This window comes from Leclercia tamurae (genome assembly GCF_025566055.1).
Lineage (GTDB): Bacteria > Pseudomonadota > Gammaproteobacteria > Enterobacterales > Enterobacteriaceae > Enterobacter > Enterobacter tamurae.
The window spans coordinates 184,206-206,456 of sequence record NZ_JAMHKS010000074.1 but is presented as its reverse complement, the minus strand read 5'-3'; the positions used below and the strand labels follow the sequence as shown (position 1 = coordinate 206,456).

At 57.9% G+C, this 22,251-nt stretch carries 16 protein-coding genes and 3 tRNA genes; 10 read left to right on the top strand and 9 right to left on the bottom strand.

All coding sequences use genetic code 11. The features are described from left to right. The first annotated feature begins 102 nt into the window (after positions 1-102). Genes ptrA through recD form a run of 3 tightly spaced genes read left to right on the top strand, consistent with a single transcriptional unit; the run spans position 103 to position 8,344 of the window. Entirely contained in the window at positions 103-2,985 is a 2,883-nt protein-coding gene (gene ptrA / locus M8318_RS14040; protein WP_262663262.1) for a pitrilysin, read from the top strand. Continuing rightward, positions 2,982-6,527 carry an exodeoxyribonuclease V subunit beta gene (recB, locus tag M8318_RS14035; RefSeq protein WP_262663261.1) on the top strand — a complete coding sequence of 1,182 codons (3,546 nt, stop codon included), beginning with the start codon at positions 2,982-2,984 and terminating at the stop codon, positions 6,525-6,527. Before ptrA ends, recB begins: the two co-directional genes overlap by 4 nt. Continuing rightward, positions 6,524-8,344: an exodeoxyribonuclease V subunit alpha gene (gene recD, locus M8318_RS14030; RefSeq protein ID WP_262663260.1), complete on the top strand. Its 1,821-nt coding sequence runs from the start codon at positions 6,524-6,526 to the stop codon at positions 8,342-8,344. The genes recB and recD overlap by 4 nt, the downstream gene beginning before the upstream one ends. Positions 8,345-8,374: 30 nt before the next feature. On the opposite strand, the gene argA is transcribed toward recD, so the two are convergent. Next, complete coding sequence (argA, locus tag M8318_RS14025; RefSeq protein WP_262663259.1) at positions 8,375-9,706, bottom strand: amino-acid N-acetyltransferase; 1,332 nt, start codon at positions 9,704-9,706, stop codon at positions 8,375-8,377. Positions 9,707-9,935: 229 nt separating this feature from the next. Between argA and amiC the strand changes: the two genes are divergently transcribed. Beyond that, positions 9,936-11,189, top strand: coding sequence for an N-acetylmuramoyl-L-alanine amidase AmiC (gene amiC / locus M8318_RS14020; protein ID WP_262663258.1), 1,254 nt, complete (start codon positions 9,936-9,938; stop codon positions 11,187-11,189). 88 nt (positions 11,190-11,277) lie between these two features. On the opposite strand, the gene M8318_RS14015 is transcribed toward amiC, so the two are convergent. From M8318_RS14015 to M8318_RS14005, 3 genes are all read right to left on the bottom strand, one after another. Continuing rightward, a tRNA-Met gene (locus tag M8318_RS14015) sits at positions 11,278-11,354 on the bottom strand. Positions 11,355-11,397: 43 nt separating this feature from the next. Continuing rightward, positions 11,398-11,474, bottom strand: a tRNA-Met gene (locus tag M8318_RS14010). Between the two features lie 44 nt (positions 11,475-11,518). Further along, a tRNA-Met gene (locus M8318_RS14005) sits at positions 11,519-11,595 on the bottom strand. 207 nt (positions 11,596-11,802) lie between these two features. On the opposite strand from M8318_RS14005, the gene mltA reads away from it, so the two are divergent. After that, complete coding sequence (gene mltA, locus M8318_RS14000) at positions 11,803-12,900, top strand: murein transglycosylase A (RefSeq protein ID WP_106994437.1); 1,098 nt, start codon at positions 11,803-11,805, stop codon at positions 12,898-12,900. A gap of 70 nt (positions 12,901-12,970) precedes the next feature. Beyond that, positions 12,971-13,777 carry a tRNA cyclic N6-threonylcarbamoyladenosine(37) synthase TcdA gene (gene tcdA, locus M8318_RS13995; protein ID WP_106994438.1) on the top strand — a complete coding sequence of 269 codons (807 nt, stop codon included), beginning with the start codon at positions 12,971-12,973 and terminating at the stop codon, positions 13,775-13,777. On the opposite strand, the gene csdE is transcribed toward tcdA, so the two are convergent. Further along, the gene (gene csdE / locus M8318_RS13990) at positions 13,768-14,208 is read right to left on the bottom strand and encodes a cysteine desulfurase sulfur acceptor subunit CsdE (RefSeq protein WP_106994439.1); all 441 of its coding nucleotides are present in this window, start codon (positions 14,206-14,208) and stop codon (positions 13,768-13,770) included. The genes tcdA and csdE overlap by 10 nt on opposite strands. Then, positions 14,205-15,413, bottom strand: coding sequence for a cysteine desulfurase CsdA (gene csdA, locus M8318_RS13985; protein WP_106994440.1), 1,209 nt, complete (start codon positions 15,411-15,413; stop codon positions 14,205-14,207). The genes csdE and csdA overlap by 4 nt, the downstream gene beginning before the upstream one ends. A 192-nt stretch (positions 15,414-15,605) precedes the next feature. Here csdA and M8318_RS13980 point away from each other — a divergent pair, with 192 nt between their 5' ends. The 4 genes from M8318_RS13980 (at position 15,606) to rlmM (ending at position 18,630) form a co-directional block, all read left to right on the top strand. Then, positions 15,606-15,833, top strand: coding sequence for a YgdI/YgdR family lipoprotein (locus M8318_RS13980; RefSeq protein ID WP_106994441.1), 228 nt, complete (start codon positions 15,606-15,608; stop codon positions 15,831-15,833). Positions 15,834-16,181: 348 nt separating this feature from the next. After that, positions 16,182-17,096 carry a glycine cleavage system transcriptional regulator GcvA gene (gene gcvA, locus M8318_RS13975; RefSeq protein WP_039029917.1) on the top strand — a complete coding sequence of 305 codons (915 nt, stop codon included), beginning with the start codon at positions 16,182-16,184 and terminating at the stop codon, positions 17,094-17,096. 45 nt (positions 17,097-17,141) lie between these two features. Next, positions 17,142-17,537: a DUF423 domain-containing protein gene (locus M8318_RS13970; RefSeq protein WP_039029918.1), complete on the top strand. Its 396-nt coding sequence runs from the start codon at positions 17,142-17,144 to the stop codon at positions 17,535-17,537. Continuing rightward, positions 17,530-18,630, top strand: coding sequence for a 23S rRNA (cytidine(2498)-2'-O)-methyltransferase RlmM (gene rlmM / locus M8318_RS13965; RefSeq protein WP_106994442.1), 1,101 nt, complete (start codon positions 17,530-17,532; stop codon positions 18,628-18,630). Before M8318_RS13970 ends, rlmM begins: the two co-directional genes overlap by 8 nt. A gap of 33 nt (positions 18,631-18,663) precedes the next feature. Here rlmM and xni read toward each other — a convergent pair whose 3' ends face one another. The 3 genes from xni to M8318_RS13950 form a co-directional block, all read right to left on the bottom strand. Then, the gene (gene xni / locus M8318_RS13960; protein ID WP_262663256.1) at positions 18,664-19,419 is read right to left on the bottom strand and encodes a flap endonuclease Xni; all 756 of its coding nucleotides are present in this window, start codon (positions 19,417-19,419) and stop codon (positions 18,664-18,666) included. A gap of 112 nt (positions 19,420-19,531) precedes the next feature. Continuing rightward, the gene (locus tag M8318_RS13955; RefSeq protein ID WP_106994444.1) at positions 19,532-20,899 is read right to left on the bottom strand and encodes an L-serine ammonia-lyase; all 1,368 of its coding nucleotides are present in this window, start codon (positions 20,897-20,899) and stop codon (positions 19,532-19,534) included. A 61-nt stretch (positions 20,900-20,960) separates the two neighbouring features. Then, entirely contained in the window at positions 20,961-22,250 is a 1,290-nt protein-coding gene (locus M8318_RS13950) for an HAAAP family serine/threonine permease (RefSeq protein WP_106994445.1), read from the bottom strand. Position 22,251 lies beyond the last annotated feature (1 nt).

The following is a 22,251-nucleotide window of genomic DNA, read 5'->3' as shown; positions in this document are numbered from 1 at the left end:
ATGATGCCCATCTTGTCATGGACTGATGTACACCACAAAGAGATGCTGGCCTGTCTGGCACAAAGCGTGTTAATGATGATGTCCGTGATGAAGAGGTAGTGAATGCCAGGCAGCACCTTGTTGAAAACCTTAGTTTTGTTCGTCGCTCTTTGGACCCCCCTCAGTCAGGCAAATACCGGTTGGCAACCCGTTCAGGAAACGATTCGCAAAAGCGATAAAGATACCCGCGACTATCAGGCGATCCGTCTTGATAACGGGATGGTCGTGCTGTTGGTTTCCGATCCGCAGGCGGTAAAGTCGCTGTCGGCGCTGGTGGTGCCGGTGGGCTCGCTGGAAGATCCTGAGTCCCATCCAGGGCTGGCGCACTATCTTGAACATATGACCCTGATGGGCTCAAAGAAGTACCCGCAGCCAGACAGCCTGGCCGAATTTTTAAAAATACACGGTGGCAGCCATAACGCCAGCACCGCGCCATACCGCACGGCCTTTTATCTGGAAGTCGAAAACGATGCGCTGGAAGGCGCGGTCGATCGTCTTGCGGATGCCATTGCCGCCCCGCTGCTGGATAAAAAATATGCCGATCGCGAGCGCAACGCCGTCAATGCGGAGCTGACGATGGCCCGTACCCGGGACGGGATGCGTATGGCCCAGGTGAGTGCCGAAACCATCAACCCGGCGCACCCTGGCTCCCGCTTTTCTGGTGGTAATCTCGAAACGCTGAGCGACAAGCCGGACAGCCCGGTGCTCGATGCGCTGCACGCCTTCCGCGACAAATACTACTCCGCCAATCTGATGAAAGCGGTGGTGTACAGCAACAAACCTCTGCCTGAGCTGGCGAAACTCGCCGCCGAAACCTACGGTCGGGTGCCGAATAAAGATATTACTCGCCCGGAAATCACCGTGCCGGTCGTCACCGATGCGCAGAAAGGCTTAATCATTCACTATGTTCCCGCGATGCCGCGCAAGGTACTGCGCGTGGAATTCCGTATCGATAACAACACGCCGCAGTTCCGCAGTAAAACCGACGAGCTGGTTAACTACCTGATTGGCAACCGTAGCCCGGACACGCTCTCCGACTGGCTGCAAAACCAGGGGCTGGTGGAAGGTATCCGCGCGGACTCCGATCCAATCGTCAACGGCAACAGCGGTGTGCTGGCTATCTCCGCGACCTTAACCGATAAAGGGCTGGCCCATCGTGATGAGGTGGTTGCCGCGATTTTCAGCTACCTCGCGCTGCTGCGTGACAAAGGCGTCGATAAACGCTACTTCGACGAGCTGGCGCACGTGCTGGATCTCGACTTCCGTTATCCCTCCATCACCCGCGATATGGACTACGTTGAGTGGCTGGCCGACACCATGATCCGTGTGCCGGTTGAGCATACGCTGGATGCGGTCAATATCGCCGATAAGTACGATCCTGACGCCGTCAAAGCCCGTCTGGCGATGATGACGCCGCAGAACGCCCGTGTCTGGTACATCAGCCCGGACGAGCCGCATAACAAAACGGCCTACTTTGTGAATGCTGAGTATCAGGTGGATAAAATCAGCGAGCAAACTTTTGCCGACTGGCAGAAGAAATCTGCCGCGATTGCGCTCAAGTTGCCGGAGGTGAACCCCTATATCCCGGACGACTTCACGCTGATCAAACCAGCTAAAGCGTATGCAAAACCGCAGCTGATTGTGGATGAGGCTGACCTGCGCGTGGTTTATACCCCGAGCCGCTATTTCGCCAGCGAGCCGAAAGCCAACGTCAGTATGGTGCTGCGTAATCCTGCGGCGATGGACAGCGCCAAAAACCAGGTGATGTTTGCCCTGAATGACTATCTGGCCGGCATCGCGCTGGATCAGCTCAGCAACCAGGCCGCCGTGGGCGGGATCGGTTTCTCGACCAACGCCAATAACGGCCTGATGCTCAACGCCAACGGCTACACTCAGCGTCTGCCGCAGCTGTTTAAGGCGTTGCTGGAGGGTTACTTCAGCTACACCGCCACCGAGGAGCAGCTGGCGCAGGCCAAATCCTGGTATGCCCAGATGATGGACTCTGCCGAAAAGGGCAAAGCCTTCGATCAGGCCATTATGCCGGTGCAGATGCTGTCCCAGGTGCCTTACTTCCAGCGTGAAGAGCGTCGGGCGCTGCTGCCGTCCATCACCCTCGACGAAGTGATGGCCTATCGTGCGGCGCTGAAAACCAACGCCAGACCAGAGTTTCTGGTGGTCGGCAACATGAGCGAAGATCAGGCGAAAACCCTGGCGCAGGATGTCCGCACCCAGTTGGGGGCTAAAGGTACCGAATGGTGTCGCAACCAGGATGTGCTGGTGGATAAACAGCAGAACGTGATTTTCGAGAAACCCGGCAGCAGCACAGACTCCGCGCTGGCGGCGGTCTTCGTCCCGACCGGCTATGACGAATACGCCAGCTCAGCTTACAGCGCTGTGCTCGGACAGATCGTGCAGCCCTGGTTCTACAGCCAGTTACGTACCGAAGAGCAGCTGGGTTATGCCGTGTTTGCCTTCTCGATGAACGTTGGTCGCCAGTGGGGGATGGGCTTCCTGCTGCAAAGCAGTGATAAACAGCCGGATTATCTCTGGCAGCGTTTCCAGGCCTTCTTCCCGGAAGCGGAAGCGAAGCTGCGTGCCATGAAGCCAGAAGAGTTTGCCCAGATCCAGCAGGCAGTGATCGCCCAGATCACGCAGCCGCCGCAAACCCTTGCCGAAGAGGCCTCAAAGATCAGCAAAGATTTTGATCGGGGTAATATGCGCTTCGATTCGCATGATAAAGTAGTGGCCGAGATAAAACAGCTCACGCCGCAGAACGTCGCCGACTTCTTCCACCAGGCGGTGGTTGCCCCGCAGGGGATGGCGATCCTCTCTCAGGTTTCAGGGAGTCAGAGCAAAAAAGCTGACGTCACCCCACCTGCAGGCTGGACGGTCTGGAAGAGCGTGAGTGCATTGCAGCAATCTTTGCCCAGGAGTAAGAACGAATGACCGATACCGCCGAGTCCCTTGATCCCCTACGTTTACCGTTACAGGGGGAGCGACTGATAGAGGCCTCAGCGGGAACCGGAAAAACCTTCACCATCGCGGCACTCTATCTGCGACTGCTGCTCGGACTGGGCGGCAGCGCAGCCTTCAGCCGCCCGCTCAGCGTGGAAGAGCTGCTGGTGGTGACCTTCACCGAAGCCGCAACGGAAGAGCTGCGTGGCCGTATCCGCGCTAACATTCACGAGCTGCGCATCGCCTGCCTGAGACAGAGCACGGACAACCCGCTGTATGCCAGCCTGCTGGAGGAGATCGACGACCCACAGCAGGCGGCGCAGTGGCTGCTACTGGCGGAACGCCAGATGGACGAGGCCGCCGTGTTCACCATCCACGGCTTCTGTCAGCGGATGCTCAGCCTGAATGCCTTTGAATCCGGCATGCTCTTTGAGCAGCAGCTCATCGAAGATGAATCCCTGTTACGCTACCAGGCGTGCGCCGACTTCTGGCGTCGTCACTGCTACCCCTTGCCCCGCGATATTGCCGAAGCGGTTCACGGTTTATGGAAAGGTCCGGAAGAGTTACTCCGCTCCATCGACCGTTATCTGCAGGGTGAAGCCCCGGTTATCAAATCCCCCCCGCCTGCGGACGAAACCCTGGCCTCTCGCCATGAGAAGATCGTCGGCTTAATCGCCACCATGAAACAGCAGTGGTCCAACAGCGTGGCGGAAATCGATGCGGTTATCGAAGGTTCCGGTATCGACCGGCGCAAGTTCAACCGCGGCAACCAGGCAAAATACATCGAACGCATTACGGCCTGGGCCCAGGAGGAGAAGCACAGCTATCAACTGCCTGACGCGCTGGAGAAGTTCTCGCAGAGGTTCCTGGCGGAGCGGACCAAAGCGGGTGGCGAAGTGCCGGAACACCCGCTGTTTGTCGCCATCGATACCCTGCTGGCTGAACCGCTGACCCTGAACGATCTGATGATCACCCGGGCGCTGGCCGAGATCCGCGAGGCGGTGGCGCGTGAAAAGCGTCGTCGTGGCGAGCTCGGTTTTGACGATATGCTCAGCCGTCTCGATGAGGCCCTCAACAGCGACAGTGGCGACGCCCTGGCTGCGGCCATCCGGGGCCGTTTTCCGGTGGCGATGATCGATGAATTTCAGGATACCGACCCCCAGCAGTACCGGATTTTCCGCCGCATCTGGCGTCAGCAGCCCGACACCGCGCTGCTGTTGATTGGCGACCCGAAACAGGCGATCTACGCCTTTCGTGGCGCGGATATTTTCACCTATATGAAAGCACGTGGCGAAGTCGCCGCGCACTATACGCTGGATACCAACTGGCGCTCGGCGCCCGGCATGGTGGACAGCGTCAATACCCTCTTTTCACAGATGAACGACGCCTTCATGTTCCGTGAGATCCCCTTCCAGCCGGTCAAATCCGCCCCGAAGAATGCCGGGCTGCGCTTTGAGCTACGGGGTGATTTTCAGCCAGCGATGAGCGTCTGGCTGATGGAGGGCGAGGGGTGCGGCGTCGGGGATTACCAGGCCTTTATGGCCCAGCACTGCGCGGCGCAAATCCGCGACTGGCTGAGCGCCGGTGTTCGCGGTGAAGCCATCCTGCACCGGGGCGATGAGGCCCGGCCGGTGCGGGCCTCGGACATTACGGTGCTGGTGCGCAGTCGTCAGGAGGCGGCGCTGGTCCGCGACGCGCTGACGTTGCTGACTATCCCTTCGGTCTATCTCTCCAACCGCGACAGCGTGTTTGAAACTCTCGAAGCGCAGGAGATGCTCTGGCTGCTGCAGGCGGTGCTGGCACCCGAGCGGGAAAGCACCTTGCGCAGCGCGCTGGCAAGCTCGATGCTCGGTCTTAATGCCCGGGACATCGACAGGCTGAATAACAGTGAAACCCTCTGGGATGAGGCGGTGGAAGAGTTTACCCGCTACCGTGAGCGCTGGCAGAAGCGGGGCGTGATGGCGATGCTGCGCGACATCATGACGCAGCGCAATATTGCCGAAAACATGCTGGCCACCGCGGGGGGCGAACGCCGCCTGACCGACATTTTGCACATCAGCGAGCTGCTTCAGGAGGCAGGAACCCAGCTTGAGAGCGAGCACGCCCTGGTGCGCTGGCTGGCGCAGCATATCGCCGAACCCAACAGCAACGCCTCAAGCCAGCAGATGCGCCTCGAAAGCGACAAACATCTGGTCAAAATCGTCACCATTCACAAATCGAAGGGGCTGGAGTACCCCCTGGTCTGGCTACCTTTTATTGCCAATTACCGGGTGCAGGATCAGGCCTTTTATCACGATCGCAAAACCTTTGAAGCCGTGCTCGACCTCAGCAAAGCGGAGGACAGCGTCGAGCTGGCCGAAGCCGAGCGGCTGGCGGAAGATTTACGTCTGCTGTATGTGGCCCTGACCCGCTCGGTCTGGCACTGCAGCCTGGGCGTCGCGCCGCTGTTCCGGCGTCGGGGCGACAAGTCCGGTGACAGCGATTTCCACCTCAGCGCCCTTGGCCGCCTGATCCAGCGCGGCGAGCCGAAAGATGCGGCCGGGCTGCGCCAGTGCCTGGAAACCCTGTGCAATGACCACATCGCACTCCAGGTTGCCGGGGTGGCTGACACCGTCCGCTGGCAGATGCCGGAGTCGGTGATGCCGGATCTGCAGGCCCGGCAGGTGGCTCGCGCGCTGTTCGATGACTGGCGGGTCACCAGCTACTCCGGCCTGCAGCAGCGCGGGCACAGTATCGCTCAGGATCTGATGCCGCGCCTCGACGTTGATGCCGCAGGCACCGGCGAGGTGGCACAGGAGCAGGAGCTGACGCCGCACCAGTTTCCACGCGGCGCTTCGCCGGGCACCTTTTTACACAGTCTGTTTGAAGCGCTCGATTTCACGCAACCCGTCTCCCCGGAGTGGGTGCTGGAGATGCTGCAGAAAGGCGGATATGACGCCCGCTGGGAGCCAGTCCTGACCCACTGGATCAACCAGGTTCTGCAGACGCCGCTCAATGAGGAGGGGATCTCGTTGAGCCAGCTTTCAGCCACCGATAAACAGGTTGAGATGGAGTTTTACCTGCCAGTCGCCGGGCCGCTTACCGCCGATGCGCTGGATGCGCTGATCCGCGAGTACGATCCGCTGTCGCGTGACTGCCCGCCGCTCGATTTCCGTCAGGTGCGCGGCATGCTGAAAGGCTTTATCGACCTCGTATTCCGCCATAATGGGCGCTACTACCTGCTGGACTATAAGTCCAACTGGCTGGGGGAAAACGGCGAGGCCTATACCCCGGAGGCGATGGCTCGCGCGATGCAATCCCACCGCTACGATCTGCAGTACCAACTTTACACCCTGGCGCTGCACCGTTATCTGCGCCACCGTATTGCCGACTACGACTATCAGCACCATTTCGGCGGGGTGATCTACCTGTTTTTACGCGGCGTCGACGGCAGCTCGCCGGGGTCCGGCTGTTTTGCCACCCGACCGGATGAAAATTTAATCAATCAAATGGACAGCTTGTTTTCTGCAAGCCGAGAGGAGCTTGTGTCATGACGATGCAGGAATTATTGCTGGAGGCCGTAGAACAGCGCGTATTGCGTCGTCTGGATGTACAGTTTGCGATGATGGTGGCCGGGAACGATGAACCCTCGGTGATGCTGGCGACGGCAATCCTGAGCCGGGACACCGGAGAAGGGCATGTCTGCCTGCCGCTGTCACGTCTGAAAGCAGAGGCGAAAACCACCGCCCTGCAGGCCTGTTTTGCCCTCCATGATGAAACCCTGGACTGGTCCGCCACGCTGATGCGTTCCCGGGCAGTGAGCGCAGGGGACGAACCAACGCCGCTGGTGCTGACGGGCGACCGGCTCTATCTCAACCGGATGTGGCGCTATGAGCGGGCCGTGGCCAGTTTCTTTAGCGAAGCCAACCATCCGTTACCTCACGACAGTGCCGACGTTCAGCGTACCCTGAATGCGCTGTTCACCTCTGACGAAGCCGTTAACTGGCAGAAGGTGGCGGCGGCGGTGGCGTTAACCCGGCGTATCTCGGTGATTTCCGGCGGCCCGGGCACCGGTAAAACCACCACCGTTGCCCGCCTGCTGGCGGCGCTGATCCAGATGGCGGGGGAGGAGAAGTGCCGTATCCGGCTGGCGGCCCCAACCGGTAAAGCCGCCGCGCGTCTCACCGAGTCGCTGGGCGGGGCGCTGCAACAGCTCCCGCTGTCCGATCTCCAGCGTAAGCGCTTCCCGACCGAAGCCAGTACCCTGCACCGTCTGCTTGGCGCTCAGCCGGGCAGCCAGCGTCTGCGCTACCATGGCGGTAACCCGCTGCATCTGGATGTGCTGGTGGTGGATGAGGCCTCGATGATCGACCTGACCATGATGTCTCGTCTGATTGATGCCCTGCCGCCCCATGCCCGGGTGATTTTCCTTGGCGACCGCGACCAGTTGGCCTCCGTCGAAGCGGGGGCGGTGCTGGGTGATATTTGCACCTGGGCCAGCGCCGGTTTTACCGTGCAGCGTGCCCAGGAGCTCGCCGGGATGACGGGATGTCAGATGGAAGGCAACATCAGCCCGGTGGCGGGCGCGCTGCGCGACAGTCTGTGCCTGCTGCAAAAAAGCTACCGCTTCGGCAGCGACTCCGGTATCGGCAAGCTGGCGGCAGCGGTTAACCGCGGCGATCGGCACGCGCTGCGCTCGGTGTTTGACGGCACATTCAGTGATATCGAGAAAAAGCAGCTCCAGAGCGGGGAAGAGTATCTGGTGATGCTGGAGGATGCCCTGCAGGGTTATCAGCATTTCCTCGACCAGGTACAGCACCAGGCCTCCGAAGGGGAAATTCTGGCGGCATTTAGTCGCTACCAGCTGCTGTGCGCCTTACGGGACGGGCCCTTTGGCGTGGCCGGGCTCAACGAAAGGCTGGAGCAGGTGCTGATGCAAAAACGCCGCATCAGCCGTCAGCCGCATTCCCGCTGGTATGAAGGCCGTCCGGTAATGATTTCGCGCAACGACAGTGCGCTGGGTCTGTTTAACGGTGATATCGGGATTGCGCTGGATCGGGGCCAGGGGCTGCGCGTCTGGTTCCAGATGCCGGACGGCAGCCTGAAGTCCGTGCAGCCGAGCCGCCTGCCGGAGCATGAAACCGCCTGGGCAATGACGGTGCATAAGTCGCAGGGGTCGGAGTTCGATCATGCGGCGCTGATTCTGCCTACCCAGATCTCCCCGGTGGTCACCCGGGAGCTGGTCTATACCGCTATTACCCGTGCCCGTCGGCGGTTGTCGCTGTACGCGGATGACGGTGTGCTGGTGCAGGCCGTCACCACCCGTACGGAGCGACGCAGCGGCCTGAGTGCGATTTTTGAGGCCTTGTGATTATTCCCTCTCCCCTTTGGGGAGAGAGGATTAACCTAAATCTGCCATCAGCACCTTCGAGCGACGCTGATAGTTGTACATCTCTTTCTTGGTTTCCGGCAGGGAATCAATGTCCACTGGCGTGAAGCCGCGCTCCTGGAACCAGTGAATGCTGCGGGTGGTCAGGACAAACAGTTTGCTCAGCCCCAGCTGCCGCGCCTGGACCGCGATCCGCTCCAGCAATACCTCGCCGCGCGATGAGCTGCGGTAGTCAGGGTGTACTGCCACGCAGGCCATCTCCCCGATCTTCTCTTCCGGGAAAGGATAGAGCGCCGCACAGGCGATGGTGAGGTTGTCGCGCTGAATAATGGTGAACTTATCGATCTCCATCTCCAGTTGTTCGCGGGAGCGACGCGCCAGGATCCCCTGTTGCTCGAGGGGGCGAATCAGCTCCAGAATGCCGCCGATGTCGTTGATGGTGGCGCGGCGGATCTGCTCGGCGCTCTCCATCACGATCTGCGTCCCGATACCGTCCCGGGAGAACAGCTCCTGCAGCAGGGCGCCATCTTCCTGATAGCTGATCAGGTGGCTGCGGCGCACGCCGCTGCGGCAGGCTTTGATGGCGCCGCGCAGGAAGCGCACGGTGCCGGAATAGTAATCGCCTTGCTCCTCAAGCGCTTCGACCCGCGCCTGGGCTTCGTTCGGGAACAGCTCAGAGACGATATTCCCCAGCTCGTTCGTCACCCCCTGCGAGGAGCAGAAGCCGATCATCTTCTCAGCTTTCAGCTTGATCGCCAGCTGGGTGGCAATCTCTTCTGAAGTGAGGTTGAAGCTTTCGCCAGTCACCGAGACGGCAACCGGGCCGGTGAGCACAATCGCGCCGCCGTCGAGCTGGCGGTGGATCGCCTCTTCATCGATACGACGAATACGTCCGCTGTGGCAATAGTCCACCCCGTCATCCACGCCAAGCGGCTGGGCAATAATAAAATTACCGCTGACCACGTTAATATGCGCCCCCTGCAGCGGGGTATTGTTAAGACTCATCGACAGCCGCGCGGTAATGTCCAGCTGCAGCAGGCCGGCAGCCTGCTTAACCAGTTCCAGGGTTTTGGCGTCGGTGACGCGGGTATGTTTGTGATAAATCGGTTCGTGATGATGCATGGCCAGATTGGCTTCAATCTGTGGTCGGGCGCCATACACGACGACAAGGCGAATTCCCAGGCTGTGCAGCAGGCCGATGTCATTGACAATGCTGGAGAAGTTCTCATGCTCAATGGCTTCGCCGCCGAGCATAATGACGAACGTCTTTCCCCGGTGAGTGTTGATATAGGGAACAGAATGACGGAATCCCTGGACCAGTTCGATTCTACGTTCCTTCACCACGGCACAACCCCTCAATGAATGTTTATTCGTAATTTTTGTATTTTTATTCGAATATGCGCCTGCGCGCAAGCCAAACTTTTCTGCGAAGCAAAGAAAACATTCAGAGAAGATATCGTTAACGCATGATTGTTTACCCTTTTAAGGATGACAGTTTATGCATCATTCGCTAAAGTTTTCGGTCAATTTGGACGTTATGAGAAGTTATTCGATATCTTTGCTCGGGAGAAGCATGTCGGGATCCAGTAAAGCATTAAGTCGTCGCCGCCTGCTACAAGGGGCCGGGGCAATGTGGTTGCTTAGCGTAAGTCAGGTAGGGCTTGCTGCCGTCAGTCAGGTGGTGGCGGTACGTGTCTGGCCTGCATCGACCTATACACGCGTGACGGTCGAGTCCAACCGGGTGCTTAACTATAAACAATTCGCCCTGAGTAACCCGGAGCGGGTGGTGGTGGATATCGAAGGGGTGAACCTTAATTCTGTCCTCAAAGGGATGAGTGCCCAGATCCGTGGTGACGATCCCTTTATCAAGTCCGCGCGGGTCGGGCAGTTTGATCCGAAAACCGTGCGCATGGTGTTTGAACTCAAGCAGAACGTGAAGCCGCAGCTGTTTGCCCTGGCCCCGGTGGCCGGTTTTAAAGAGCGTCTGGTGATGGATCTCTATCCGGCCAACGCGACGGATATCCAGGATCCTCTGCTGGCGTTGCTGGAAGATTACAACAAAGGCGATCTCGATCGTCAGGTTCCGCCTGCGCAGAGTGGTCCTAAACCGGGGAAAGCCGGGCGCGATCGTCCGATTGTGATCATGCTCGATCCGGGCCATGGCGGGGAGGACTCCGGCGCGGTGGGCAAATACCGCACCCGGGAAAAAGATGTGGTGCTGCAGATCGCCCGTCGCCTGAAGGCGCTGATCGACAGGGAAGGCAACATGCGCGCCTATATGACGCGTAATGAAGACATCTTTATTCCGCTGAAGGTGCGTGTGGCGAAGGCGCAAAAGCAGCGCGCGGATCTGTTCATCTCTATCCATGCGGATGCCTTTACCAGCCGCCAGCCCAGCGGATCGTCAGTGTTTGCCCTTTCAACCAAAGGGGCAACCAGTACGGCGGCAAAACTGCTGGCAGATTCGCAAAACGCCTCTGACCTGATCGGCGGCGTCAGTAAGAGCGGCGATCGCTACGTCGACCATACCCTGTTTGATATGGTGCAGTCGCTGACCATCACCGACAGCCTGAAGTTTGGTAAAGCCGTGCTGGGTAGACTGGGCAGGGTTAATAAGCTGCATAAAAACAGCGTTGAGCAGGCCGGGTTTGCGGTACTGAAAGCGCCGGATATCCCGTCGATTCTGGTGGAAACTGCGTTTATCAGTAACGTGGAAGAGGAGCGCAAGCTCAAGACGGCCGCTTTCCAGCAGGAAGTGGCGGAGTCGATACTGGCGGGGATTAAGGCCTATTTCTCGGATGGGGCGACGCTGGCGAGACGCGGATAATCAGGATGGCCGGGTTTACGCCCGGCAAAATGACAAACTGCAGATACAAAAAAACACCCGGAAGGGTGTTTATTGTTTTCAGAAGTGTTGGTTGCGGGGGCCGGATTTGAACCGACGACCTTCGGGTTATGAGCCCGACGAGCTACCAGGCTGCTCCACCCCGCGTCCGTCATTCTACTTTGTAGAATCTTACTTCTTTAAATTTGATTGGTTGCGGGGGCCGGATTTGAACCGACGACCTTCGGGTTATGAGCCCGACGAGCTACCAGGCTGCTCCACCCCGCGTCCGTCTTTCTACAGTCGTAGAAGATACTTCATCAAATTTTAATTGGTTGCGGGGGCCGGATTTGAACCGACGACCTTCGGGTTATGAGCCCGACGAGCTACCAGGCTGCTCCACCCCGCGTCCGTGGAAGCGCACTATACTCGGATGACTTTTTGTTGCAACCCTTTTTCGTAAAAATCACCAAATTAGGTGTTGATTGTATGCTATGCCGACAGTTCGGCTGTTTTTTGCGCAAAATTTGCATGAGGGGAGGTAATCGCATTTCAATACCCCTGCCGGTTTGTTATCTTCGATGCGCAGAAACGGGCAACTAAAAGACGGGACATAATGAAAGGACGTTGGGCGAAGTATCTGATGACGGGCGCGATGGTAGCTATTCTGGCTGCCTGCTCCTCCAAACCGACCGATCGCGGTCAGCAATATAAAGACGGGAAACTGACCCAGCCTTTCTCTTTAGTGAATCAGCCGGACGCCGTGGGCGCACCGATTAACGGCGGCGATTTCGCAGAACAGGTAAGCCAAATCCGCACCGCATCGCCGCGGCTGTATGGCTCGCAGAACGCCGTCTATAACGCGGTGCAGGACTGGTTACGCGCCGGGGGAGATACCCGCACCATGCGCCAGTACGGCCTCGACGCCTGGCAGATGGAAGGCACCGACAACTACGGTAACGTCCAGTTTACCGGCTACTACACCCCGGTGGTGCAGGCGCGCCATACCGCGCAGGGTGAGTTCAAGTATCCTATCTACCGCATGCCGCCAAAACGTGGCCGCCTGCCGTCCCGCGCCGAGATCTATTCCGGTGCGCTGAGCGAAAATTACATTCTCGCCTACAGCAACTCGCTGATGGATAACTTCATTATGGATGTGCAGGGCAGTGGCTATATCGATTTTGGCGACGGCAGCCCGCTTAACTTCTTCAGCTACTCCGGCAAGAACGGCCATGCTTACCGCAGTATCGGTAAAGTGCTGATCGATCGCGGGGAAGTGAAACGCGAAGATATGTCGATGCAGGCGATCCGCGAGTGGGGCGAGAAGCACAGCGAATCTGAAGTGCGTGAACTGCTTGAGCAGAACCCATCCTTTGTCTTCTTTAAACCGCAGAACTTCGCTCCGGTGAAAGGGGCGAGTGCGGTACCGCTGATTGGTCGCGCATCGGTCGCCTCTGACAAGACGGTGATCCCGCCGGGTACCACGCTGTTAGCCGAAGTGCCAACGCTGGATCACAACGGGAAATTCTCCGGACAGTACGAGCTGCGTCTGATGGTCGCTCTGGACGTTGGCGGCGCAATCAAAGGCCAGCACTTCGACATCTATCAGGGGATCGGGCCTGATGCCGGTCACCGTGCGGGCTGGTATAACCACTACGGACGCGTGTGGGTGCTGAAACCTGCAGCAGGCGCGGGGAACGTGTTTAGCGGCTGAGTGTGGTAATATTGACGCCATGTTTTCCGGGGTGAGGGGCAACTCTCACCCTTTTTACATCTGAGGTCTTATGTCTGTGGTAATGAGCGAAGCCTGGCGCCAGCGTTTTGGTGGCACCGCGCGTTTATATGGTGAAAAAGCCCTGCAACTGTTTGCCGATGCGCACGTCTGCGTGGTCGGGATTGGCGGCGTTGGCTCATGGGCGGCGGAAGCGCTGGCACGAACCGGGATCGGCGCCATTACACTTATCGACATGGATGATGTCTGCGTGACCAACACTAACCGGCAGATCCACGCCCTGCGCGACAGCGTCGGGCTGGCAAAATCCGAGGTGATGGCGGATCGTATTCGCCAGATCAACCCGGAATGCCGTGTCACCGTGATTGATGATTTCGTAACGGCCGATAACGTTGCCCAGTATATGGGCGCGGGTTACAGCTACGTGATTGACGCCATCGACAGCGTGCGCCCGAAAGCAGCGCTGATCGCCTGGTGTCGTCGCAATAAAGTGCCGCTGGTGACCACCGGTGGGGCGGGCGGACAGATCGACCCGACGCAAATTCAGGTCACCGACCTGGCGAAAACCATTCAGGATCCGCTGGCCGCCAAGCTGCGCGAGCGACTGAAAAGCGATTTTGGGGTGGTGAAAAACAGCAAAGGCAAGCTGGGCATAGACTGCGTTTTCTCCACGGAAGCGCTGGTTTACCCTCAGGCGGACGGCTCAGTCTGCGCCATGAAGAGCACCGCGGAAGGGCCAAAACGGATGGACTGCGCCTCCGGGTTTGGTGCGGCCACCATGGTGACCGCGACCTTTGGTTTTATCGCTGTGTCTCACGCCCTGAAAAAGATGATGGCGAAGGCAGAACGTCAGGCCTGACGCGCCGCCTCCAGCACCGCCTCACTTAGCGCAGTCAGCCCCTGGCTGCGCGAGGCGCTCAGCTGGCCACGTAACCCCAGCTCATCAAACAGCGCCAGCGGGCTTTCACTGAGGATCTGCGCGGCGCTTTTTCCCTCTATTGCCGTCAACAATACCGCCAGCAATCCGCGCACAATGCGGCCTTCGCTGTCGCCATAAAAATGCAGCTTATCCCCCGCGGGCGTGACCCCAAGCCAGACGCGGTTCTCACAGCCGGGGATCTCTTTTGCCTGCGCTTTCAGCTCATCGGACAGCGCGGGGAGCTGTTTGCCCAGCAGGATCAGCTGGCGATATTTGTCTTCCCACTGGCTCAGCGGGGCGAAGGTCTGTTTTAACGTCTCGTCAGTGATGACGGTGCCGAACGGGTGTCCGGCCAGAGTTGGGCTTGTCATTCATCCACCAGTAAGGCAAGGGCGCGATCGACGGCGGCAACCAGGGCCTCGACATCGCTTTGGGTGTTATAGGGTGCAAACGAGACGCGCAGGGTACCCGGAACGCCCAGCGCTGCCAGCAGCGGCTGGGCGCAGTGCTGACCGGCGCGCAGGGCAATGCCGTATCCCGCCAGCAGCGTCACCATGTCGCTGTGATGCACCCCGGCAAAATCAAACGCCAGCAGGCTTGAATCCTGAACCCGGAAAGAGCGAAAACCGGGGCGTTTTTTCAGCGCTTCTTCCGCCAGCGTTGCCAGCCCGCGACTCCAGCTCTCTGCCTGCTGCAGATCGATATCCGCCAGCCACTCCAGCGCCGCGCTCAGGCCAATTACTCCGGCGACGTTGGGCGTCCCGGCCTCCAGGCGATACGGCACCGCCTGGGTTTGGAAGCCATCAAAGCTCACTTCGGTGATCATCTTGCCGCCGCCGAGCCACGGGGTCATCTGCTCCAGCAGCTCCGCTTTGCCGTACAGCGCGCCGATCCCGGTTGGCCCGTACAGCTTATGCCCGGAGAAGGCATAGAAATCGATATCCAGCTGCTGTACGTCTGCCGGGAAGTGCACCACTCCCTGCGCGCCATCGACCATCACCACCATGTCGTTGGCATGGGCGATCTCAATAGCGCGGGCCAGATCCGGACAGCCGCCGGTGACGTTGGACATCTGCCCCAGCGCGAGAATACGGCTGCGAGGAGTGATCACATCGGGCAGGCGGGCGATATCCGCCACCCAATCCGCGCCCAGGGGTAACTTCACTACCCGTGCGCCGGTCTGTTCAGCCACCATCAGCCACGGCACCAGATTGGCATGATGCTCCGCCTCGCTGACGATGATCTCGTCCCCCGGCTGCAGGCGTGGGCGGGCATAGCACTGGGCCACCATGTTGATGGCTTCGGTGGTGCCGCGGGTCCAGACAATGTTTTTACCGCTTTCGGCATTAAGCAGCTGCGCAACCTGATCGCGGGCCGCTTCATAGCGCGCGGTTAAGCGTTGTGCCTCGGCGTACTGGCTGCGATGCACATTGCCTGCGCTCAGGCTGTAAAACTGGTGGGTGGCATCGATCACCGCCTGAGGCTTGAGGGCCGTCGCGGCGCTATCGAGATAGACACCGGCATCGGCCAGCGCCGGAAACTGCGCGCGAAAATGGGCAGGGCTGAATGCGTTCATGGAATTCCTCTTTATCATGAAGAGATCGTCGCGCAAATTCAGCGGCAGGGCAAGAAGGTTGATCTCTATCGGATTTGTCTGTTTATCCTGGCGTAACAGACGAAGCAGGTTATGCTGAAATAGTGTCAGGAAGATGTTTTAGCCTGTTCTGAAACATGGTTTAGATAGCATTAATTGCTAAAGGAGAAGAAGATGAAAAAGACTGTCGCAATTGTTTCTGCCTGTATGCTGACTTTCGCACTGAGCGCCTGTTCCGGTAATAACTACGTTATGCATACCAATGATGGCCGTTCAATCGTGTCCGACGGTAAGCCACAAACCGATAATGACACCGGTATGATCTCGTATAAGGATGCCAACGGGAACAAACAGCAAATCAACCGTGGTGATGTGAAAGAGATGGTTGAGCTGGATCACTAACGGAATTGCAGACAAAAAAAAGCACCGCAATTGGGCGGTGCTACATTAATCACTATGGACAGACAGGGTAAATGTACAGGAAGTGAAAAATTGGTAGCGTTGCTACCGGGGTCTGAATCGCAGACCAATTGCAAACACAACAACACAACATCACAACCGTAAGCCAAAAGCCCTTCAGAACACGCATTCCAAAAAAACTTTTCGTTCCGGCTCAGGAAGTGCCGCCACTATAGGTATTTGCTGGTAGTTCCTCAACGGACAATTTATAATGGCTCAGATAAAAAAAACTAATAGGTTAAACGTTGTTTCCTGTTTGTTAAAAGCCGTTAACATCTAAGCCAGATAACCATGTCCAAGCGATTACCACCTCTTAATGCATTACGTGTATTTGACGCTGCCGCCCGCCATTTAAGTTTCACGCGCGCGGCCGATGAGCTTTTTGTGACGCAGGCCGCAGTAAGTCATCAAATCAAGTCCCTTGAGGATTTTCTGGGCCTCAAGCTGTTCCGCCGCCGCAACCGTTCCCTGCTTCTGACGGAAGAGGGGCAGAGCTATTTTCAGGATATTAAAGAGATCTTTTCCCAGCTAACGGAGGCAACCCGTAAGCTGCAGGCGCGCAGTGCCAAAGGGGCGCTGACGGTCAGTTTATTGCCCAGTTTTGCCATTCAGTGGCTGGTGCCGAGACTCTCAAGCTTTAACTCAGCTTATCCGGGGATTGATGTCCGAATCCAGGCTGTCGACCGTCAGGAAGACAAGCTGGCGGACGATGTCGACGTGGCAATTTTCTATGGTCGCGGCAACTGGCCAGGCCTGCGTGTCGAAAAATTGTACGCGGAGTATTTGCTGCCGGTCTGCTCCCCACTACTCTTAACAGGCGAAAAAGCGTTAAAAGCACCGGAGAATCTGGCGCAGCATACGCTTTTGCATGATGCTTCTCGCCGTGACTGGCAAACTTATACCCGCCAGCTTGGTCTTAACCATATTAATGTGCAGCAGGGCCCCATCTTCAGCCACAGTGCGATGGTGTTACAGGCTGCCATCCATGGACAGGGCGTGGCGTTGGCAAACAACGTCATGGCGCAGTCCGAAATTGAGGCCGGCCGCCTGGTCTGCCCCTTTAATGATGTTCTGGTCAGTAAGAATGCTTTTTATCTGGTTTGCCATGACAGTCAGGCAGAACTGGGTAAAATAGCCGCGTTTCGCCAGTGGATCCTGGCAAAGGCGGCCAACGAGCAAGAAAAATTCCGCTTTCGGTACGAGTAACACTCTCTTTTGCGCGCAGGACGCGCATAACTTCAGGACAGAAACATGACCAGCCGTTTTATGCTGATTTTTGCCGCGGTGAGTGGCTTTATTTTTGTTGCCCTGGGCGCTTTTGGCGCACATGTCTTACGCAAATCACTGGGTGTGGTGGAGATGGGTTGGATCCACACCGGTCTGGAATATCAGGCGTTTCACACCCTGGCGATCTTCGGATTAGCCGTGGCGATGCAACGCCGTATCAGTATCTGGTTTTACTGGAGCAGCGTATTTATGGCGCTGGGTACCGTGCTGTTCAGCGGTAGCCTGTATTGCCTTGCGCTGTCGCATTTACGCCTGTGGGCGTTTGTTACCCCGGTCGGCGGCGTCAGCTTCCTGGTCGGGTGGGTATTAATGTTAATCGGTTCGTTCCGTCTGAAACGCAAGGGCGTTGTTCATGAATAAAGTTGTCTTATATTGTCGCCCGGGCTTTGAAAAAGAGTGTGCCGCGGAGATCACTGATAAAGCCGCCAAGCGCGAGGTGTTTGGTTTTGCCCGCGTAAAAGAGAATTCGGGCTATGTTGTTTTCGAGTGCTATCAGGCTGATGACGCGGAAAAACTGGTTCGCGACCTGCCGTTCAGCTCGCTGATTTTTGCCCGTCAGATGTTTGTTGCGGGTGAACTGCTGAAAGATCTGCCGCCTGAAGATCGCATTTCGCCGATTGTTGGCATGCTGCAGGGCGTGGTGGAGAAGGGCGGCGATCTGCGCGTTGAGGTTGCGGACACCAACGAAAGCAAAGAGCTGATGAAGTTCTGCCGTAAGTTCACCGTGCCGCTGCGCGCGGCACTGCGTGAGGCGGGCGTGTTAACTAACTACGAGACACCAAAACGTCCCGTGGTCCACATCTTCTTTATCGCCCCAGGCTGCTGCTATACCGGTTATTCCTACACCACCAATAACTCGCCGTTCTTTATGGGCATCCCCCGTCTGCGGTTCCCGGCTGATGCCCCAAGCCGCTCAACGCTGAAGCTTGAAGAGGCGTTTCACGTCTTTATTCCCGCTGATGAGTGGGACGAACGCCTGGCCAACGGTATGTATGCGGTCGATCTCGGTGCCTGTCCGGGCGGCTGGACCTATCAGCTGGTGAAGCGCAACATGTGGGTTTCCTCTGTCGACAACGGCCCGATGGCGCAAAGCCTGATGGATACCGGGCAGGTGACCTGGCTGCGTGAAGATGGTTTCCGCTATCGCCCAACCCGCAACAACATCTCCTGGATGGTATGCGACATGGTAGAGAAGCCGGCGAAAGTGGCGGCCCTGATGGCCTCCTGGCTGGTGAACGGCTGGTGTCGTGAGACCATTTTTAACCTCAAGCTGCCAATGAAAAAGCGCTATGAGGAGGTTTCGCAGAACCTGGCCTACATTCAGGCGCAGATGGATGAACACGGTATTAACGTGGTGATTCAGGCGCGCCAGCTGTACCACGATCGTGAAGAAGTCACCGTGCATATCCGCCGCTGGTGGGCTGCTGTCGGTGGGCGTCGCGACGAGAGATAATTCTGACCCTCTCCCCATAGGGGAGAGGGAAAGTTAACGATCTAACCGTAGCTGCTGTAAATTCCCGTCTAACTGTAAATCGGTCTGCAACCGCGCCACGTCCCGGCAAATAAATGCCATCTCTTTATGTGCTTCCAGCTTTTTGCGCCACTTCTCTGGCACCTCATCCAGACGGGCGTAAATCCCCTCCAGATCCTGAAAATCAGTTAGCAGCTGGGCCGCGCTTTTCGGGCCAATGCCTGCCACACCCGGCACCTTTGAGCTGCTGATCCCCGCCAGACCCCAGTAATCCGGTAGCTGCTGCGGCGAGACGCCAAACTCACTGGCAATAAAGGGGGCGTCGAGCCAGCGTTTCTGGAAATAGTCGCGGATGCGAATAGTGGGGGAGAGCAGCTGACAGTAGCCCTTGTCCGTCGAGACAATAGTGGCCTGATGCCCGGCGCTGGCGATTTTTACCGCCAGGGTGGCGGCCAGATCGTCAGCTTCGTTGCCCTCGGCGCCCCAGCAGGGGACCCCGCGCTGTTCAAAGGCGGCGCGGATGGTGGGCATTTCGGCGTGCAGGTCGTCCGGCATCGGCGCACGCCCGGCTTTATAATCCGGCAGGCGCTGATGCCGCCAGCCGCTGTTCCGGGCTTCATCGTCAAACACGGCGACCACGTGGCTGGGCTGGCTGTGGCGGATAAGCTGCTCCAGCGCATGCAGGCAGGTATCCTTGCAGGGCGTACCCTGAACCGCGTGGATGCGGCGGATAAGGTTGAGCGCGTCGACAATAAGCAAATGAACGGCCACAGATTTTCTCCCTTCTGTTCAGTCAAATAAGGGTAACACTGTCGGCGGAGGGAAACTACGCGTGGCGGGGCGTTCGGGAAGGAGCCTCGCAAAACAAGGCTCCTTTTTGGACTTAATCGCAGGTGACAATCTTCATCGCCAGACCGCCGCGAGAGGTTTCGCGGTATTTGGCGTTCATGTCTTTCCCGGTCTCATACATGGTTTCGATCACTTTATCGAGGCAGACACGCGGCTCGCTGGTACGGCGCAGCGCCATACGCGCGGCGTTGACCGCCTTCACGGAAGCAATCGCGTTACGCTCGATGCACGGCACCTGCACCTGACCGGCAACCGGATCGCAGGTCAAACCGAGGTTGTGCTCCATCCCGATCTCTGCGGCAATGCAGACCTGCGTCGGGCTTCCGCCCAGCAGCTCCGCCAGTCCCGCCGCCGCCATTGAGCAGGCCACGCCCACTTCACCCTGGCAGCCCACTTCCGCGCCGGAGATGGAGGCGTTCATCTTGTACAGCGAGCCAATGGCGCTGGTGACCAGCAGATAGCGGGCCAGCGAGTTAGCATTCACTTCGCGGATGAACTTGTCGTAATAAGCCAGCACCGCCGGAACGATACCGCAGGCACCGTTGGTTGGCGCGGTGACAACGCGGCCACCGGCGGCGTTCTCTTCGTTCACCGCCAGTGCGAACATGTTGATCCAGTCAACTACCGCCATCGGGTCGCTGGTGGTTTTGTCACTGCTCACCAGCATGCGGCGCAGGGCGGCAGCCCGACGCGGAACGCGCAGTTTGCCCGGCAGAACGCCCTCGGTAGTGATGCCGCGTTCAATACCGCCACGCATCACTTCCCAGACGTTGGCAAAGTGCTGTTCCAGCTCCGCTTTGCTGTGCAATGCCAGCTCGTTTTGCATCATCAGGCCGGAGAGTGACAGACCGCTCTCCTGGCAATGGCGCTGCAGATCGGCCGCCGATTTGTACGGATACGGGACCGCCACTGGCGCGCTGTCGCTCTGACCAAAATGATCTTCGTCGACGATAAAACCGCCGCCGATAGAATAATAAGTTTGGCTGTAAATCGCCTTGTCGCCTGCCAGAGCGGTGATCCGCATACCGTTTTCGTGCAGCGACAGGTTGTCGGCATGGAAATTCATGCAGCGATCAACCGGGAATTCAACTTCGTGTTCACCCTTCGCCAGCAGCAACCGGCTGTGGGTGTTAACGTCCTGGATAAAGGCCGGGATGGCGTCAATATCAACGCTATCCGGCAGGTTGCCCGCCAGGCCCATAATAATGGCGATATCGGTATGGTGACCTTTGCCGGTCAGCGACAGGGAGCCGTAAACATCCACCACCACGCGGGTCGTGTCGTGCAGCATTCCGCGTGCAATAAGATCGTCCGTGAACTGTTTGCCGGCTTTCATCGGTCCGACGGTATGCGAGCTGGAGGGACCAATACCAATTTTGAAAATATCGAAAACGCTAATCATGATGCGTCCGTTGCTACGTCTTGGGAGAAGAGTGCGCCGTCCGAAGACGGCGCGGGAGGAATTAAGCGAACAGCGAGAAGAAGATAGCGGAGATAGCAATCAGACCCATAATCACAACGAAGACGTTGCTGATCTGGCCGCTGTATTTACGCATCGCTGGCACTTTCTGAATCGCGTACATCGGCATCAGGAACAGGATCATCGCGATAATCGGGCCGCCCAGGGTTTCGATCATCCCAAGGATGCTCGGGTTCATGGTGGCAACCGCCCAGGTGGTCAGCAGCATGAACAGAGCAGTGATCTTGTTCAGCTTGTTGATTTCAATGCTCTTGCCTTTACCGCGCAGCGATTTAATCACCATGCCGTTAAAGCCTTCACGTGCACCCAGATAGTGGCCGAGGAAGGATTTGGTAATCGCGATAATGGCGATAATAGGTGCCATCCAGGCAATGACCGGGGCGTTAAAGTGGTTCGCCAGGTAAGAGAGAATCGAGATGTTCTGTGCTTTTGCTGCTGCCAGATCCGCCGGCGCGAGGCTCAGTACGCAGCTGAAGACGAAGAACATTACGGTGATAACCATCATCACATGAGCGCGAGCCAGGATGCTGGAACACTTCTTCTCGGCACCCTGACCGTACTCTTCACGCTTCGCTACCGCGAAGGAGGAGATGATCGGGGAGTGGTTGAAGGAGAAGACCATGACCGGAATGGCCAGCCACAGGGTCATCCACAGGCCGTTGCCGGTAGCAGATGCGCTGCTCAGGGAGAGGGTTTCCAGCGCTGCACCGTTCCACTGTGGGATCAGGTAGCAGGCCAGCACCATCAGAGCGATAACGAACGGGAACACCAGCACGCTCATCGCCTTCACAATCATCTGCTCACCGAAGCGCACGATGGTCATCATGCCGACGATCAGGATCAGCGACAGAATAGCGCGCGGTGGCGGGGTCATGCCCAGCTGATGGGTCATGAAGCTGTCCACGGTGTTGGTGATAGCCACGCTATAAACCAACAGGATTGGGTAGATGGCAAAGAAGTAGAGCAGGGTAATCAGTTTACCAGCGCCAATACCGAAATGCTCTTCAACCACTTCAGTGATGTCTTCGCCCGGGTTTTTACCAGAGAGCACAAAACGGGTCAGGCCGCGGTGTGCAAAGTAGGTCATCGGGAAGGCAATGATCGCCATGATGATCAGCGGAATTAAGCCGCCCACACCTGCGTTAATAGGAAGGAAAAGAACACCAGCGCCGATTGCTGTGCCGTACAGGCCAAGCATCCACATGGTATCTGTTTTACGCCATCCACTTCGGGTTTCAATCGAAGCAACGGTGCTGGTTTGAGTGGTTTCCATC

What these genes read in the sequence shown, in the direction of transcription:
- ptrA (WP_262663262.1), top strand. Translation starts at nt 103, where the DNA reads ATGCCAGGCAGCACCTTGTTGAAAACCTTAGTTTTGTTCGTCGCTCTT.
- recB (WP_262663261.1), top strand. Translation starts at nt 2,982, where the DNA reads ATGACCGATACCGCCGAGTCCCTTGATCCCCTACGTTTACCGTTACAG.
- recD (WP_262663260.1), top strand. Translation starts at nt 6,524, where the DNA reads ATGACGATGCAGGAATTATTGCTGGAGGCCGTAGAACAGCGCGTATTG.
- amiC (WP_262663258.1), top strand. Translation starts at nt 9,936, where the DNA reads ATGTCGGGATCCAGTAAAGCATTAAGTCGTCGCCGCCTGCTACAAGGG.
- mltA (WP_106994437.1), top strand. Translation starts at nt 11,803, where the DNA reads ATGAAAGGACGTTGGGCGAAGTATCTGATGACGGGCGCGATGGTAGCT.
- tcdA (WP_106994438.1), top strand. Translation starts at nt 12,971, where the DNA reads ATGTCTGTGGTAATGAGCGAAGCCTGGCGCCAGCGTTTTGGTGGCACC.
- csdE (WP_106994439.1), bottom strand. Translation starts at nt 14,208, where the DNA reads ATGACAAGCCCAACTCTGGCCGGACACCCGTTCGGCACCGTCATCACT.
- csdA (WP_106994440.1), bottom strand. Translation starts at nt 15,413, where the DNA reads ATGAACGCATTCAGCCCTGCCCATTTTCGCGCGCAGTTTCCGGCGCTG.
- M8318_RS13980 (WP_106994441.1), top strand. Translation starts at nt 15,606, where the DNA reads ATGAAAAAGACTGTCGCAATTGTTTCTGCCTGTATGCTGACTTTCGCA.
- gcvA (WP_039029917.1), top strand. Translation starts at nt 16,182, where the DNA reads ATGTCCAAGCGATTACCACCTCTTAATGCATTACGTGTATTTGACGCT.
- M8318_RS13970 (WP_039029918.1), top strand. Translation starts at nt 17,142, where the DNA reads ATGACCAGCCGTTTTATGCTGATTTTTGCCGCGGTGAGTGGCTTTATT.
- rlmM (WP_106994442.1), top strand. Translation starts at nt 17,530, where the DNA reads ATGAATAAAGTTGTCTTATATTGTCGCCCGGGCTTTGAAAAAGAGTGT.
- M8318_RS13955 (WP_106994444.1), bottom strand. Translation starts at nt 20,899, where the DNA reads ATGATTAGCGTTTTCGATATTTTCAAAATTGGTATTGGTCCCTCCAGC.
- M8318_RS13950 (WP_106994445.1), bottom strand. Translation starts at nt 22,250, where the DNA reads ATGGAAACCACTCAAACCAGCACCGTTGCTTCGATTGAAACCCGAAGT.